We start from the raw sequence: 16,234 nt of genomic DNA on the forward strand, positions 1-16,234 counted from the left end.
AAAATGTTTAAAAAAATATAATTTCCCGAACATAAAAGCGCTTTATCTGTTAAATTCTTCGTGTTTATGGCATTCTGCATTTTATTTCTATGAAAGTGAACCTAAAACGCGATTGGAGCCAATATCTCATGTAACACCTGAATGGAGGCCGGCTACATGAAGGAATTAAATATTACCCCGCTAATCATCCGGATGAGGGCTGGGGACACCGAAGCATTTCAACAACTTTATGAGGAGACAAAAGATTATACGTACCGTCTAATTTATTTCCTTGCCCCGAATAAGCAAGATACAGCGGACATGATGAGTGAGGTTTATTTGGAGCTGTTCCGAGCATGGGACAAATACGACCCAACGCAACCGTTCTATGCGTGGATGAACGGCATTATTGTACGCCAAGTGCGGAGCTGGAACAGGGGAGTGTGGCGTCGGTTTCGGTTGTTGGAACGAGTGAAGTCACATGGTGCCCAACCGCCATTTGCAGAGATGGACGATCGTCTGTATGCCATGCATGCTCAGATGGAAGTGCTCCCTGTTGTTGAATTGCTTTCTCAAAAGTTAAAGGAAGTAATTGTGCTCCGGTACGTACATGACTACACCTTACAGGAGATTGCGATGATACTTGATATCCCTGTAGGTACTGTAAAATCCCGCCATCACTTGGCATTAAAGCAGTTGCGTCGTCATATGGACGAACGAAAGGCAGAAAGGGGAGAAACATCCTATGTCCATTGAGCAAAAGTTAAAGCAAGAATATCAGTCAGCATCCGAATCACTGCATCTACCTTCCTCGCTGGACACTCATATGACGGCCTTAATTGCCGAGCAAGGCATGAAATGGAGAGAGGGGAAACCTATGATTGTAAAACGTAAATTCACTGCACGCAAATGGATGTACGCCGCGCTAATTGCAGTAGTATTGTCAGGGTTCGGTTATGCGACGCAGAAATTGCTGTTTCAATCCGACCACGGTTTAGTTCAGACTGAGGTGTGGACAGATAGCAGCTTTAAGCTTGCGCCGTCTTTGAAGACTGATATTCGTCGTACGATGGCAGAGGTGAAACAGCAACTGCAAGAAGGTCAGCAAGCAGTTGTCTATATGGAGGCGCTTGAGAAAGCGGAGTCTGCGTCATTTAGGCAGCATCCTTTGCTTAGTGTATCCAAGCCTATTTCTGAACAGCATTTAGAGCAATGGAGCGAGAAGGTGGCGAGTGCGGGCATTTACAATGCGGTGCCCCACCAGCTGAGCGGGTTTACTTTTGAATCAGGCAAAGCTGAGCCTGCTTTCGGTGGCATTGTTGGTCTGGAAGGGCTTGAGATGTTAGGTGAGCTGCGTCAGGACAGTGAGGACCAAGGAAAAGCGTACAGCTGGAAACTTCAACAACAGGAAACAAATACGCCAGTCCATATTTACACGTCCACATATAAGAACGCGGATGCGGACCGTCTGTATGTGCAGTATGATCATTTTTTGGAGAAAATCAAAATAAAAGCGATGTCGCCAGACACGATCATCCATGAGCGGATACAAAAAGATGGGGTCGATGCCGACTACGTTGAGAACAACGACTATCTATTTAGTGATACAGGAATATACAAAGAGCTGTCATGGATGTCGAAGAGCTCCTCGTCTGTCCTTATCCGTGTCATTACTGACTCCCCTCATATTTCGAAAGAGCAGCTTATTCAAGCAGCCCAATCCTTGGAGTGAGCTAGGGATAAAACCATATCGTCCGTACGTCCCGTAACCAGGGAGTTATAAGTTAAATAAAGAAAATCATGGGCTATGAACCAAATGGTTATAGGTTCTTAACGATTGCAAAGCAGGCTTTGCTCTCACAGCAAATGGGTGAAATTAGGACGCCATCATGGGTAACGGGACATGATTTCGCTGCTTCTTGGTTAAAGTAAAAGGGACTTCGTGGGCAGGAAATAAGGAGGGTACATCATAATGGACAACACACACGAATTTGTGCAGAAGGTGCACGAAAATCAGGAGAAAGCTCGGAAAAATCAGCAGCATTATGGAAAAGGGACACCAGGCGATAAGCTGCCAGGAAAGCAAAAAAGCACGAATAAATAACGAGGTAAGAACATGAAATTTGAACTGATGATGGTAGGAAAGTAAAAATCGTTTTCAGTATGAGTTTACAAATGAACGAAGCCGTCTACTCGATTAACTAGCGAGGGGCGGCTTTTTTAATGTGGTAATCAGCGAGTATTACAACCTATGTCAGGTGCTTGAGTTCGCTTTAGTTCGGGATATGAAGGAATTTGTGCAATCATTTGGAAAAATGAAAAGGGATTACTTCCAGTAGTAAACAATATTGTGACAAAAGGGTGAGCGATAACATTAAATTCTTTGTTTTTGTTGACTTATACCTTTAGTGCGTTATAATCGTAACTGTTACAGTAAATGAGAATCAATCTCAATTATACGACACCTAATCTCAGTCAGCTAACTTTCGATCATAACATGATTATTGCGAATGAGTTAACGACGTTACAGTGAAAAGGATAACTATGAGAAAAAGATATCTTGTGATTGCGCTCGTTGTCTTATCAGTCATATCTCTGTTTATAGGAGTTAAAGAATTGTCTTTGCTTGATTTGTTTCATTTGACAGAAGATAAGACACAAACTTTGTATATTAGCCGTATTCCACGACTAATGAGCATTATTATTGCAGGAATGAGCATGAGTATTGTCGGGCTTATGATGCAGCAGTTAAGCCGCAATCGCTTCGTGTCGCCAACGACGGCAGGAACGATGGATTCTGCCAAGTTTGGGGTGTTGGTCGCCCTGATGATCTTTCCGACGGCCACGCCACTTATAAAGATGTCTATAGCTTTTCTATTTGCCCTTTTAGGCACTTACATCTTTATGAAAATACTGGACCGGGTGAAGTTTAAAGATGCCATTTTTATTCCACTCGTCGGCCTTATGTTCGGCAGCATAGTTAGTTCGATTACGACATTTTTTGCGTATAAGCATGACTTGATCCAAAATATATCATCTTGGATGCATGGAGATTTCTCCATGACGATTCAAGGGCAGTATGAACTGATTTACCTAAGTGTTCCGGCGCTTGTTGTCGCTTATTTATTCGCTAATCGGTTTACAGTAGCCGGCATGGGGGAAGAGTTTTCGCACAACCTGGGCTTGAAATACAAACAAGTAGTAAACCTTGGCCTTGTCATCGTGGCGTTAGTCTCGGCTGTCGTCCTGCTAACAGTAGGTACAATTCCGTTTCTCGGGCTTATTATTCCGAATATTGTTACGATCTACCAAGGTGACAATTTGAAGAAAAATTTGCCTCATACGGCATTGCTCGGTGCGGTGTTTGTCCTGGCCTGTGACATTATAGGTCGACTCATCATCTATCCGTACGAAATCTCAATTGGACTGACGGTGGGTGTGATAGGCAGTATTATCTTTATTTACTTACTTATGAGAAGAAAGGCTTACCAGTGATGAGAGGGAAACTATGGACACTAGCAGCATTAGCATTGACCTTGATCATTATATTTATGGTTATTAAGGCTAACGGAAACTGGGATTACATCCTTCCACGCAGGGGCAAAAAAATAGTGGCCATCGTTATAACGGGAGGCGCAATTGCTTTCTCCACGATGATATTTCAGACCATTACGAACAACCGTATCCTTACTCCGAGCATTCTCGGCCTGGATTCACTTTATATGCTTATTCAAACGACAGTTGTCTTTGTATTTGGCTCAACGAGTATGACGATGCTGGATCGGAATCTGAACTTTGCCCTATCCGTAGGGCTGATGATGCTGTTTGCCAGTGTGTTTTACAAGGTGTTGTTTCGTAGAGAGGGCCAAAATATTTACTTTTTGCTGTTGTTAGGTCTTATCTTTGGTACTTTATTTTCAAGTATGTCATCGTTTATGGAAATTCTCATCGATCCGAATGAGTTTCAGATCGTCCAGGATCGGATGTTTGCCAGTTTTAACAACATTAATACCGATCTGCTCATTCTTTCTATAGTGGTGTTAATTGGTGTTTTACTATATTTTATGAAATTCATGAAGTTCTTGGATGTATTGTCATTAGGCAGAGAAGAGGCTATAAATCTGGGTGTCGATTACGACTATGTCGTCAAGCGTCTGCTCATAATTGTGGCCATTCTAATCTCGATTGCAACTGCTTTGGTTGGGCCTATAACATTCCTCGGACTGCTGGTGGCCAATATAGCGCATCAATTGTTTAAAACCCATCGTCATCGTGTTTTGATTACAGGGTCTGTACTCATTAGTATTGTGGCCTTGATTGGTGGGCAGCTAATTGTAGAACGAGTATTTACCTTTGAGACAACGATTAGCGTCATTGTTAACTTTGTTGGCGGTGTGTACTTTATATATCTTCTGCTAAAGGAGAACAAAACGTGGTAGAAGTCAAACTAGTCTCCAAACAGTATAGCGGCAAGCCGGTTGTCGATAACGTATCGGTCAATATTGCAAAGGGCAAGATTACGTCTTTCATTGGGCCAAACGGCGCAGGGAAAAGTACATTGCTATCAATGGTGAGTCGATTGCTCTCCAAAGATTCAGGTGAAATTATTTTGGATGGCAAGGAGATCAGCCAGTGCAAGAGTGCCGAGCTCGCCAAGCAAATTTCGATTCTGAAGCAGTCAAACCATATTACAGTGCGCTTATCCATTCGTGATTTGGTTAGCTTTGGGCGGTTTCCTTATTCACAAGGCAAATTGACGCCGCAGGATTGGGTTTTCGTTGATGAGGCCATTCAGTATATGGAACTGGAGGATATCCAGCATAAGTTTCTGGATCAACTAAGCGGAGGCCAACGTCAGCGTGCTTATATCGCGATGGTGCTGGCTCAGAATACGGAATACATTTTGCTGGACGAACCTTTAAACAATTTGGACATGAAACATTCGGTTCAGATTATGAAGGTGCTGCGCAGATTAGTGGATGAGCTTGGCAAGACAATAGTTATTGTTATTCATGATATTAACTTTGCTTCTTGTTACTCCGATTATATCGTGGCTCTAAAAGAGGGACGAATTGTAAAAGAAGGTCCAACAGCGGAAATTATCGATTCTGCCGTTCTAAAGGACGTATACGATATGGACATTCCGATTCAGGTCATTAACGGTAACAAAATTTGTGTTTATTTTAAATAACACTTGAAATGTACGCTTCTTATATTGGGTGATACGTGTTAGTTCACATATAAATAATTTCTTGAGGTGATAGAATTGAAGAAAAAATGGTTAGTTATTATGATGACATTAGTCATCGCGGTGGTTGCTGCTGCATGCGGCGACAAAAATACAGCTTCGAATGGCGGTTCGACGGAGCAAGCAACAGGCTCTACAACGTCCACAACGGCTGCTGAGCAGTCGGAGCTTGAGATTACACATAAATTGGGAACGACTAAAGTCAAATTAAACCCACAAAAAGTGGTTGTGTTCGACTTTGGTGCATTAGATACATTAGATAAATTAGGCGTTCCAGTTGCGGGAGTTCCGCGTGCAGGTAACGTTCCAGCATACTTGGCAAAATATAATTCCGCAGAAATTGAAAATGTTGGTGGTTTAAAAGAGCCTGATTTTGAGAAAATTAATGATATGAAGCCAGACCTGATCTTGATCTCGGGTCGTCAATCTGACGCTTACAAAGAGCTGAGTTCGATTGCACCGACTGTATACGTGGGAGTAGACACTAAAAATTACATGGGATCTTTTAAAGAAAATGTGAAAATGCTGAGTAAAATATTCGGCAAAGAAGCAGAAGCGGATAAACAATTGGCAGCAATTGACGATTCCATCAAAGCATTAAATGAAAAAGCTACTGCTAGCGGTAAAAATGCACTCATAATTTTGGCGAATGAAGGAAAGATAAGTGCATATGGTCCGAAATCACGTTTTGGTATTTTGCATGATGTGTTTGGTATGAAGGCTGTTGATCCTAATATTGAAGTGTCCACTCATGGACAAAGTGTGTCATTTGAGTACATCGCAGAAAAAAATCCGGACTATTTGTTCGTTGTGGACCGTGGTGCTGTAGTTAAAAGTGAAGCAGGTGCGTCTTCTGTAAAAGATGTAGTGGAGAATGCATTGGTTAAGAATACGAAGGCGTCCAAGGACGGCAATATCGTATATCTGAACCCTGAATTCTGGTACCTTTCTGGCGGTGGATTAGAATCTGTAGCTGAGATGGTAAAAGAAGTATCCAAAAGCTTAAAATAGTGTTATAATGTGTTTATCAGTTTGCCGCTTCTCGGCACTGTTCGAGAAGTGGCAGCACATTGATATAATAAATATTGCATTTTGCCTCTTTTTAAGGTATGATTAAGTCAATCCTACATTTTGAAACCTTCAATTGCGTATTGTAAAAGGTTCTCATGTTAGTGAACCTTTTACAATACGCAATTTTTATTTTCAAAATAAAAAGAGGTATATGTTTTAGCGTTGGAGGTGAAATAAATGCAAACAGGTACAGTTAAATGGTTTAACGCTGACAAAGGTTTCGGCTTCATCGAAGTTGAAGGTGGCGACGATGTATTCGTACATTTCTCCGCAATCACTGGTGACGGCTTCAAAACTTTGGACGAAGGCCAACGTGTCGAGTTCAACATCGTACAAGGTAACCGTGGACCGCAAGCGGAAAACGTTGTTAAATTGTAATTGATGGAAAACAGCCCTTAACTTCGGTTAAGGGCTGTTTTTTTGTATGCTTGCAAGCCCTAGCTTCCACTAATGGGTAGACGAAGGGGTTTGACGCAGCGATCCGCAAGGAGTACCCTTTATAAGACCTCTTGTATCGTGAGCCGGAGTGCGAAGCTCCCCTGCCCTACAGGAAAGACCATTACTTAGATCCGGGGTGGAACTATTTGTAGTCGCAACATTATTACCTTAGAACGCAAACATATCCCACAAGCAGCTCAAGTGTTAGCTGCACAATTTATGGAAGACCCGCTGTATACGTTTATGCTCCCTGATTCAAGTACGAGGCAAGATGTGCTTCGTATCTTTTTTCGTCATTACTTAGAAATGTTGTCCCCTTATTCCGATCTTTATGCAAGCTCTTCACAATGGGAATCGGTTGCGCTTGTATTCCGCTCTGAGCAATTCGGCAGTTCCATACTGTCTCAGATGAAGTATTGGAGAAGAATTGCAGCAGCTATCCTAAAATCACTTCCTGCTTGCCGATATATTGGCGTTAAAGGTTTTATCAGGGGTGTATCCATTTTGCACAGTATGAGTTCAGCTTGGCTTCAGATGCTAGGTGACAGACCATATGCACATTTAGACATGTTGGTTGTGCAGCGGGCTTATCGTGGAACAGGTCAAGTGAGTAAAATGATGGAACCCCTGTTAGCGGAGTGTGATGCCAAAGGCTGGGCATGTACGCTAGAAACACAGAATCCCGATAACGTACCTTTGTATGGCCGATATGGCTTCACATTGGTTGAGACGATTCGCTTGCCTAATAGTGAGCTTGAACAATATTGTATGGTGTATAATCCAAATCATTGATTACTAGCTAGTGCAATCGAAGTGAGCGAAACTATGTAACAAAAGCCGTTGAGTTGATCAGCATGATGCTGATGAGCTCAACGGCTTTTTGAATTTCTTGAATTTCTTGCATTTCGTCCCGTATCGTTACCTTATGAACCGATCATATTACGCTCTGCCTTCGTCATTCCTTTTAAAACGAGCTCGTAGGAATGATCAATCATGGCTTGTATCTCTTCATCTGTCAGCTTGCCGTCTAGTGCGACCGTGTTCCAATGCTTCTTGTTAAGATGATAGCCTGGTGTAATCTCAGGGTATTGCTCACGCAATGAATCGGCTTTAAATGGATCACACTTCAAGCTTACAGTAGGAGTTCCATCCGAGGGAAAGAGGGCGTACATTTTGGTTCCCGCCTTCATCACATGAACTTCTGGGCCAAACGGATTGGTTTGGCTAGTCCCTCGCTTCGTCATACAATAATCTATCCACTTGCTCATCTTTGGCGCCGACCTTCTTCCTCATCTAGTTAGGATGGCCTTAGCATAGCCAATTTGTGCATGTAAATCAATTTCATATTTATTTAACAGATTTCTTTTGCCGTGTCCCAGGTATCGTGGGTGGCTTCTGTAAGCTGCTTATGAGATGGCGCATCGCCATAATAGGGCGGCGGTATACCATGCGTGGACCAGCGTAACGCATAACTTGCTTTATGCTCTCGCGCATGTCGGGTTTGTAGCAGTGAATCGGACATTTTCCACAGGTAGGCTTGTGTGCTCCGAATTGGCAGTGGCTTAGCCGCTTATAGGCATATCTCGTAAGCGCTGCACATGAATCACATAATGGCGCTGCTTTCATCTTGTTATCTATAGTTTCCTGCTGGTGATGCGCACAGCAATAAATACGCACCATATAGGTGAGTGTCTCTTTTTCTTTTGTTATACGGGGTATTCCCATCCACATGACTCCTCTGCTCAGGTTTAATATACATATCAGGTTCTATTTCATTAATATAAATTATATAAGGCTATCGTGAATAAGAAGGTGAGCAAATTAACAGAGACGGAGGAATGGGAATGAATCGTACGGATCGTTTGATGGCGATTGTACTTGAGCTCCGACAAAGGCGTGTATGTCGGGCCGAAGATCTTGCGACATTGTATGAAGTCGGAGTACGTACGATATACAGAGACATGCAGGCTTTGTCCGAAATGGGAGTGCCCATTGCTTCAATCCCTGGCATCGGGTATTCCCTGATGGAAGGCTATTTCTTGCCGCCCGTGCTGCTGCACCCTGAAGAAGCGATTCTGCTGCTCACGGGTGTCGAGCATATTGGCGGCAGGCTGGATGAGTCATGGACAGCTTATGCACAGGGCGCTCGCGCCAAGATGAAGGAACTGCTTAATGAGGCAGGCCTGCATCGTATGCGGGATATTGAAGGGCAAATACGCTTTTTGCCCGAGGATTATGGCGTGACACCGCTGCATCGGAACAAGACAGATCCGCTGCTCCACAGGATGCAGCAGGCAGTGAAGCAGCAGCGTGTGTTGTTCATTCGATATGAAGCCCCTGTAGGCATGAGCGGCTCAGTAGAGACGGAGCGTACGATTCACCCTTATGGCATTGTGCATACTGGGGCTGTGTGGGTCGTGATTGCGTACTGCGGCTTGCGATTGTCTATTCGCCACTTCCGTCTCGACCGGATTCGGGAGCTAAAGGAGATGGAAGAGCGCTTTGAGCGGCCTGCCCATTTCTCGCTGTCCGAATATATGCCTACCGACGAATGTAGGGATCGTGCCTATCACGTTACTGTTTCTTTTCCGATACGTTTGGCACAGCAAGTGAAAGAGTCACGTTATTTTTACATTCAATCAGTAGAGGAACGGGAACACGAACTGATCGTTAAGCTCACTGCGCGCAAGGAGCAAGATGTACTTTCGTGGCTGTTAAGCTGGGGCGCTCAGGCGACTGTAGTTGAGCCGGCATCGTTGGCACAAGCCATTAAAGCGGAAGCAGAACGCATGGTACAACTTTATAGCTCGGATGCAGCTCATTACTGACATAAGGTTGTCAGGAGCGCTTCGATATACTGAGTTTACAAGTGCCAACTGGTCGTATGAGAGGTGACGGTCTTGAATAGTGGGAACGTGCCGACAACTAACAGAAGGCGGACTCCGTATAAGAAGGGACGAATCATATGTTAAAAATGAATGTAAATGAAAGACTGAGCCAAGAGGTGGCGGAGATTAGGCAATCGTTGAGACAATACGAGCTTGAGCTTGACTATTATTCGACGGAGCAATTAACAGCGGTACCGTTAGTAGGCAGTTGGTCAATCGGACAAGTATATAAACACCTTATCGACTCTACGCTCCGTTTTCATTTGCGTGCTATCGAACAATGCGCAGCCGAGAAAGCAGCAGGTGGTGCTAAGACGGAAGTTGGCGAGGTGATTTATAAGGGTGGTGCATTTCCGCCGATTAAGATCAAGGTGCCGGATTCAGCGGATTATACACCACTTCAGCCGGCAGATCGGCAGCAACTGATTGACGGGTTGCGTCAAGTCTCTATCGAACTGGATGCGGCTTTGATCACGGCTGCTGGTAGTGACCCGCAATCGAAAGTCGAGCACCCTGGACTGGGATGGCTGAATGCGGAAGAATGGCTGCAACTGGTCAGGATGCATTTTCACCATCATTTACGTCAGAAAGCAGAGCTGGATACGGCCCTTGGCATGTCTGCCCGTTAAATTTCGAATTGGCTGCCAGTCGTTAAAAATAACCTTCATCCCTCCTGTGGAAATAGTGGGAGGGATGAAGGTTATTTTCATATTACTATAAGCTTATCATACAGTTAGATGGCGTTGCGACGCATCCATCGCTTCGCTGTTGGCTGCGGTCGTACAGCTGTCTGCTGCGCCATGCGAAGAATGGCTTCCGCGCTATCGGCTTGCATGCGGCCGCGTTCTGTAAGTGCACGATCACCCATCCGCTGTAGTTTCTCAGGATTGGCGGCCAAGTATGCCAACTGGCGCACCAGATCGTCGCTGCCTTTGGCGCGACACGCCAGCCCATTACGAACCAAGTACCGGATATTATCGCGTTCTTGTCCTGGCAGTGGCTTGTAAACGAGCAGCGGCAGCTGCTGCGCAATTGCTTCAGCGGTTGTGACGCCGCCCGATTTCGTAATGATAAGATCGGACATCGCCATATATTCATGCACGGGCTTTACGTATCCTTCTATGCGCAGATGGAGCGGCGAGGAACTGGCCCACTGCTGCAGCTGGCGGCGGAGCTTATCGTTGTTGCCGCACACAATAATGAATTGCAGGTGTTTAGCCCATTGCTCATGCTCTAGTGCTTCCAGAATGGACAAATCCATCAGCCCGCAGCCTCCGCCCATCAGCAGTACTGTCATTTTGTCAGGTTGAAGCAAATAGTTGGCCCGCAATGCTTGTTTATCGTATTGTTCATAAAATTCAGGGCGAACGGGTATACCCGTAACTTCTATATAAGAGGGGTTGATCCCTTGGCGAATGAGCTTTGTTCTTGCTGCCTCAGAGCCTACCATATACAGGTCTGTATAAGGGTGAAGCCAGAAGCTGTGATCTGTATGATCTGTAATTACGGTAACGGCTGGACAATGCGTGATGCCGCGTTCTTTCAGCTTGGATACAGCTGCGCTTGCGGCAGGAAAGGTGCTGACAATAACGTCGGGGGTCAGCTCCCGAATGAGCTTGCTCAATGGTCGTAGACTTGTGAGGCGGACGTTTTTGACAAACTGAGCCACTCCACGGTCTTTGCGAGTCATTTCGAACATATATCCATACATGCTAGGAAAGTGTTTTAACCATTGAACGAAGCAATAAGAGCCGACTCCATGCAGATGGGGAGCCATCTGCTCCAAGTAGTCGACGACATGAACGTTTACGTCTTCGCCGAATCGTTGTGCTACTATATCTCGTATCGCGTTTGCGGTCTGGATATGCCCATGTCCTAGCGAGCCAGTCAACACCAATATATTCGTTTGTTTACGCACTGTCGAAGCCTCCGTTCCATACGACATGTAATCTCCATCTCCCTTTAAATTATCTGAATAAGGTGCTACTATAAACGTTGTTTGTGATACTACTATATTATCGTTCCGAGCCGCTGATCAAAACAGACCGCAGGTTAGTTCTTATCCTAGACCTTCGACGGGCATAATCTGGAAGTTGTTCCGATTACGTTGAATTTGCTCTTGTAGAATACTCGGCAAGTTCGGTAAAATATTCCTAAATTGATTGTAATAACTTTATGAGGGATGGAATTTATGCTACTAGCAACACCTAACAATCACCGCCGTTCCTTTGGAGTTATTGGATTCCTGCTCCTCGTCGTCATTTTACTGTTTGGACTGCCGCTGCTTGGAACGAATGCCAAGCCTTGTGCCATATCAGAGCAGGGGATTATAGATTTAGGCCAGTGCCAATGGAGTGAAGTTGGCACGGTGGAGCTTGATGGACTGTGGGCGTATACCCCTAATCAACTGTTGTGGCCCACCTCGCAGATGGCGGATTCGGCTTATGTGCAAATTCCGCATCAATGGCAGGCTAATGGCAGGAGCCTATTTCAAGACGATGCTGTCAATTATGCTACCTATCGTATAACACTCAAGCTTCCTAGTGGTTATCACAATTATGGGATTAGGGTATCTAACGTGAAGACAGCAAGCCGGCTGTATGTTGACGGCAAATTGCTAGGGTCTAGGGGGCAGGTGGGAACGAGCAGAGAGACGTCAATCCCGTATAATCAGCCCTATACCGTATATTTTTCGACGCAGAAAGAGGAAGTGGAGCTAGTATTACAGGCATCTAACTTTCATTTCTATGCGAATACAGGTATTTCCGAACGAATATTTATAGGGACGAGCGACAGTATCCAGACTATGGAGAAACATAACGGTTTTATGGATGTCACTCTCATTTCGTGTTTGCTGTTTATGGGGATCTATTTCCTCGGGGAAAATTTTTACCGTCGTGACCAAGGATCGATAGCTTTTTTCCCGCTATTCTGTTTCTCAGGAGCGTTGTATTTTGCATGCCACGGCGAGAAGCTAATATTGGAGTTTGTTGCGGGCATTTCATATGAATGGGTAACCAAGCTTCAGATTATATCTAGTTCTGGGGTGAGCAATTTCTTTCTGGCTCATACGTATAATCAGTTAAAAGTTAATTCCTCGGCTAAGTTTGTGAAATTATCAGGTGTTGTATCACTGCTTATCGTCAGTTTCGTGCTCATGACACCAATGAGCGTTTATACCAAGTTTATGTTTTATTTTATCATTTTGTACATTGTTGGGCTATTGTATATTATTTTTATTTCGGTACGGGCATTACTTTATCGGATGACAGGTTCTGCATATATTTTTGTAAGTGTGATGTCGGCCATTCAAGTAATTGGATTGATGATATCCAGAACGGGATGGGTAGGCGCGGGTTCTTCGTTACTGCCTTTAGGCATTCCTATTTTTATGCTGGCACAGGGGCTGCTTATTTCGAGTCGATTTACGAGTGCTTATCATCAGATTAAACAGCTCTCAGAGCAGCTTATGGCTAAAATGAAAGGTCAGGAGCAATTTCTAGTTCGGACTTCACACGAGCTAAAGACTCCGTTAAACGCCATCATTAACATAAGTGAGTCTATGCTGGAAGGAGCCGGCGGCAAGCTGAATGCTTCTCAAAGAGCGGATATGCGCCTTGTTAACGGCACTGCAAGGGGCCTTAGTTATTTGGTTAAGGACATTTTGGATAATGAGCAAATAAAGAATCGCCGTATTCGCCTGCGTCCAAGCTCATTTGATGTGTACGAGATCGTCGCTTTTGTCATCGACGTGTTTCAGCGTTTGAACCGTAATGGAGAAGTAGACGTTCGTAATGAAGTGAAGGCCGGTGCGCATTATGTGGTGGGTGACGAGAACAGGGTTACACAGATTTTGTACAATTTATTGGATAATGCGCTCAAACATACAGAAACGGGTCATATAACGGTATCCTGTGTTTTTCATGAGGGTTGGCAAAAGGTTGCCGTAGCGGACACGGGGGCAGGCATTGAGGCACAGCACTTGGAGCGGATCTTCATGGATTATCAGCAGATCGACGGCGCTTCATTAACGGATACGTCAGGTATTGGAATTGGTTTGCCCATCACGAAGCAGCTAGTTGAAATGCAAGGAGGTCAAATGGAGGTTCAGTCCAAGATTGGTGAAGGCAGCAACTTTACCTTTACGCTGCCAGCAGTTAAATTAGAGGGGCAACCGACAGATGGAAGCGGGGCTATTAGCGAGCCAGTCAACCAATCCGAAGCGGAAGCGGCTTCGGCCCGTCAATTAGACAGTTTACAGGCGGCAGATCATACGGTCAGCAGCGATGAATTGAGGGAGCAGCTGCTAGGAGCAGCTGCTGAATTTCATCAGCTTGGCGAGGTAGACGTTGATAGGGATGGACAAGCAGTAATATCTTCTGCAGGTCAGGAGCAGGGCCACATCCTTCTCGTGGATGATAATTATGCAAGCTTAAAGGCACTTTCTAATCTGTTAGAGCTTGAAGGGTATACTTGTGAGCTTGCACGTAGCGGCAAGGCAGCCTTAACGTTACTTGAAGACGGCAATCGATTTAATCTGTGTATTATGGATGTGATGATGCCGATGATGTCAGGCTTTGATTTATGCCGTGCAATCCGGGAAATGTATAATCCACTGGATTTGCCGGTCTTAATGGCGACAGCGGGCTCAAACGTACATCTGAATCAAATCGGGTTTGAGGCGGGAGCTAACGATTTTATTCATAAGCCATATGATTGGACGGATCTAAAAGGAAGGGTCAAGACGTTAGTACAGCTGAAGGAAACGGTGCTGCAACTTGTACACTCGGAGCGAGATATGCTGCGCGCGCAAATTAAACCACATTTCCTGTTTAACTCTATCAATACAATATTATGGATGAGCAAGCGGGACGCAGATGAAACGAGAAAGTTGCTGCATGCACTTAGCGATTTTTTGCGAGGCAGCTTTGATTTTGACAATCAAGAAATGGAAGTCCCTTTTACGGATGAACTGCGTATCATCGAAGCTTACTTATCGCTTGAGCGGGCACGTTTTGGTTCACGCCTCAAAGTGGAATACCATTTGGAGGAGAGGAACTTCGCTGTTCCTCCGCTGCTGTTGCAGCCTATTGTTGAGAATGCTGTTCGTCATGGTGTTATGGAGAAGGTGGAAGGCGGAACTATAGTCATCACTTCACGCAAAGTGGAGACATGGATAGAGCTATCGGTATCTGATGACGGTGTGGGCATGGATGCAAGTCGTATCGATTTAGATAGGAAAGCTGCCGGAGCCTCCTTATTTGGAGAAAAGCGCAGGGGGATCGGACTTTCGAACATTAACCGCAGATTACGCAGCTTGTATGGAACATCCCTGAGCATAGTTGATCGCGAAGGCGGTGGTACTGTCGTAACGATGCGGATACGAGCAGGAGATGATAATCATGACTTATCAAATAGTCGTCGTGGATGACGAACTTCCGGCTCTGGGTGAGATGGAAGACCTGTTAAAAGAAGAGGTGTTGGCAGGAGAGGTAGTTGTGTTCTCTCATGCGGAACAAGCACTCGAGTGGGTATTACGTCATGAGCCAGATATCGTCTTACTGGATATTCAGATGCCTGGAATAAATGGACTTGCGTTTGCAGAGCGTCTCTTGGAGGCTAATACACTGATTGAGGTTGTGTTTGTAACGGCCTACAATCAGTATGCGCTGCAAGCGTTTGAGCTAAGTGCTGTTGACTATATTCTAAAGCCGGTCAAGCCAGAACGACTGAATCGCACGCTGCAACGTATCCATAACAGACGTCTAGGACAAATGAGACCTGACCATCCTAAGCTTAACCTGAATGAAGCAGATGTTCATAACGTAATCGATATTGAAAATGAGCAAGCGAGAATCACCCCTGCCATATTTAGTCTTGGCCGTTTGAAAATAGAAGCTCCATCTGGTTTGCTCAAATGGCGTACCGTAAAAGTAGAAGAATTGTTTGCGTATTTGCTGTTAAAGGGTTCAGCCAGTCTTGATCAGATTATTAATGATATTTTTCCGAACTCGGACCCCAATAAGGCGAAAGCCTACGTACACACTTGTGTATATCAAATTCGACGAGCTGTTGCGGAAGTGTCATTACAAAGCTATATACATGTAACTTATGTTGACCGGATGTACAAGCTTGTGTTGTCTAATATTTGGCACGACAGGGAAATATTTATGGATGAACAATTGGATTCCTCCGATCATAAGGCGTTAGAACAAATGTCAGCTCTTTATCGTGGCGACTGGTGTGAAGGATTGGACGGGATGTGGATGACGACGCATCGGGAGGAAACTCGGGACCGATATTTGTGGCTTCTGGAGGATATGATCAATCTTAATCAGAAGCAAGGAGAGTATCGGAAGGCGCTGGCCAACATCCGTAAGCTCATGAAGCTTGATCCTTGGAACGAGCACTATGCCGCGCTGATGACAGAGTTGTACGTGATCAATGGCGAGAAGACAAAAGCCAAGCATTTTGTGCAAGAGTATCAGGACCAGTATGAACGAGAGCTGGATGAGTCGTTGTCTGAGGGGTGGCATCAGCGTATACATACCATATTTGGGGGAGAAGTAGCTAGTGCGCAGGAATAAGGTAAGCAGCCTGCTCCCCTGCT

At 44.8% G+C, this 16,234-nt stretch carries 16 protein-coding genes; 13 read left to right on the forward strand and 3 right to left on the reverse strand.

Annotated features, from left to right (window positions below):
• Window positions 1–156 precede the first annotated feature (156 nt).
• The 9 genes from H509_RS0103030 (at window position 157) to H509_RS0103070 (ending at window position 7,528) form a co-directional block, all read left to right on the forward strand.
• Complete coding sequence (locus H509_RS0103030; protein ID WP_028543764.1) at window positions 157–735, forward strand: sigma-70 family RNA polymerase sigma factor; 579 nt, start codon at window positions 157–159, stop codon at window positions 733–735.
• A complete protein-coding gene (locus H509_RS0103035) occupies window positions 725–1,711 on the forward strand; it encodes a hypothetical protein (RefSeq protein WP_028543765.1) in 987 nt (328 codons plus the stop codon). The genes H509_RS0103030 and H509_RS0103035 overlap by 11 nt, the downstream gene beginning before the upstream one ends.
• Before the next feature lie 240 nt (window positions 1,712–1,951).
• The gene (locus H509_RS27080) at window positions 1,952–2,083 is read left to right on the forward strand and encodes a DUF4023 domain-containing protein (RefSeq protein ID WP_036695970.1); all 132 of its coding nucleotides are present in this window, start codon (window positions 1,952–1,954) and stop codon (window positions 2,081–2,083) included.
• 440 nt (window positions 2,084–2,523) lie between these two features.
• Complete coding sequence (locus H509_RS0103045; protein ID WP_028543766.1) at window positions 2,524–3,474, forward strand: ABC transporter permease; 951 nt, start codon at window positions 2,524–2,526, stop codon at window positions 3,472–3,474.
• Complete coding sequence (locus H509_RS0103050; RefSeq protein ID WP_028543767.1) at window positions 3,474–4,418, forward strand: iron chelate uptake ABC transporter family permease subunit; 945 nt, start codon at window positions 3,474–3,476, stop codon at window positions 4,416–4,418. The genes H509_RS0103045 and H509_RS0103050 overlap by 1 nt, the downstream gene beginning before the upstream one ends.
• Entirely contained in the window at window positions 4,412–5,170 is a 759-nt protein-coding gene (locus tag H509_RS0103055) for an iron ABC transporter ATP-binding protein (protein ID WP_028543768.1), read from the forward strand. Before H509_RS0103050 ends, H509_RS0103055 begins: the two co-directional genes overlap by 7 nt.
• A 99-nt stretch (window positions 5,171–5,269) precedes the next feature.
• Entirely contained in the window at window positions 5,270–6,238 is a 969-nt protein-coding gene (locus H509_RS0103060; protein WP_211234306.1) for a siderophore ABC transporter substrate-binding protein, read from the forward strand.
• A 237-nt stretch (window positions 6,239–6,475) separates the two neighbouring features.
• The gene (locus H509_RS0103065; protein ID WP_028543770.1) at window positions 6,476–6,676 is read left to right on the forward strand and encodes a cold-shock protein; all 201 of its coding nucleotides are present in this window, start codon (window positions 6,476–6,478) and stop codon (window positions 6,674–6,676) included.
• Window positions 6,677–6,937: 261 nt separating this feature from the next.
• Window positions 6,938–7,528, forward strand: coding sequence for a GNAT family N-acetyltransferase (locus tag H509_RS0103070; protein ID WP_245595972.1), 591 nt, complete (start codon window positions 6,938–6,940; stop codon window positions 7,526–7,528).
• Between the two features lie 131 nt (window positions 7,529–7,659).
• Here the strand turns inward: H509_RS0103070 and H509_RS0103075 are convergent, their stop codons facing one another.
• Together H509_RS0103075 and H509_RS0103080 are read right to left on the reverse strand one after the other, a co-directional pair.
• Window positions 7,660–8,004 (reverse strand): MmcQ/YjbR family DNA-binding protein, encoded by a 345-nt coding sequence (locus tag H509_RS0103075; RefSeq protein WP_028543772.1) that lies wholly within the window; start codon window positions 8,002–8,004, stop codon window positions 7,660–7,662.
• A 79-nt stretch (window positions 8,005–8,083) separates the two neighbouring features.
• Complete coding sequence (locus H509_RS0103080; protein ID WP_028543773.1) at window positions 8,084–8,461, reverse strand: nitrous oxide-stimulated promoter family protein; 378 nt, start codon at window positions 8,459–8,461, stop codon at window positions 8,084–8,086.
• 119 nt (window positions 8,462–8,580) lie between these two features.
• Here H509_RS0103080 and H509_RS0103085 point away from each other — a divergent pair, with 119 nt between their 5' ends.
• On the forward strand, window positions 8,581–9,564 hold the full coding sequence (locus H509_RS0103085) for a helix-turn-helix transcriptional regulator (protein ID WP_028543774.1): 984 nt from the start codon (window positions 8,581–8,583) through the stop codon (window positions 9,562–9,564).
• Between the two features lie 146 nt (window positions 9,565–9,710).
• Window positions 9,711–10,253: a DinB family protein gene (locus H509_RS0103090; RefSeq protein WP_028543775.1), complete on the forward strand. Its 543-nt coding sequence runs from the start codon at window positions 9,711–9,713 to the stop codon at window positions 10,251–10,253.
• A gap of 104 nt (window positions 10,254–10,357) precedes the next feature.
• Here the strand turns inward: H509_RS0103090 and H509_RS0103095 are convergent, their stop codons facing one another.
• On the reverse strand, window positions 10,358–11,542 hold the full coding sequence (locus H509_RS0103095; protein ID WP_028543776.1) for an MGDG synthase family glycosyltransferase: 1,185 nt from the start codon (window positions 11,540–11,542) through the stop codon (window positions 10,358–10,360).
• Window positions 11,543–11,815: 273 nt separating this feature from the next.
• Here H509_RS0103095 and H509_RS0103100 point away from each other — a divergent pair, with 273 nt between their 5' ends.
• Window positions 11,816–15,055, forward strand: a complete 3,240-nt coding sequence (locus H509_RS0103100; protein WP_028543777.1) for a hybrid sensor histidine kinase/response regulator — start codon at window positions 11,816–11,818, stop codon at window positions 15,053–15,055.
• Entirely contained in the window at window positions 15,027–16,211 is a 1,185-nt protein-coding gene (locus tag H509_RS0103105; protein WP_028543778.1) for a response regulator, read from the forward strand. The genes H509_RS0103100 and H509_RS0103105 overlap by 29 nt, the downstream gene beginning before the upstream one ends.
• The last annotated feature ends 23 nt before the right edge of the window (window positions 16,212–16,234 follow it).

The organism is Paenibacillus taiwanensis DSM 18679, from assembly GCF_000425125.1.
Classification (GTDB): Bacteria; Bacillota; Bacilli; order Paenibacillales; family Paenibacillaceae; genus Paenibacillus_B; species Paenibacillus_B taiwanensis.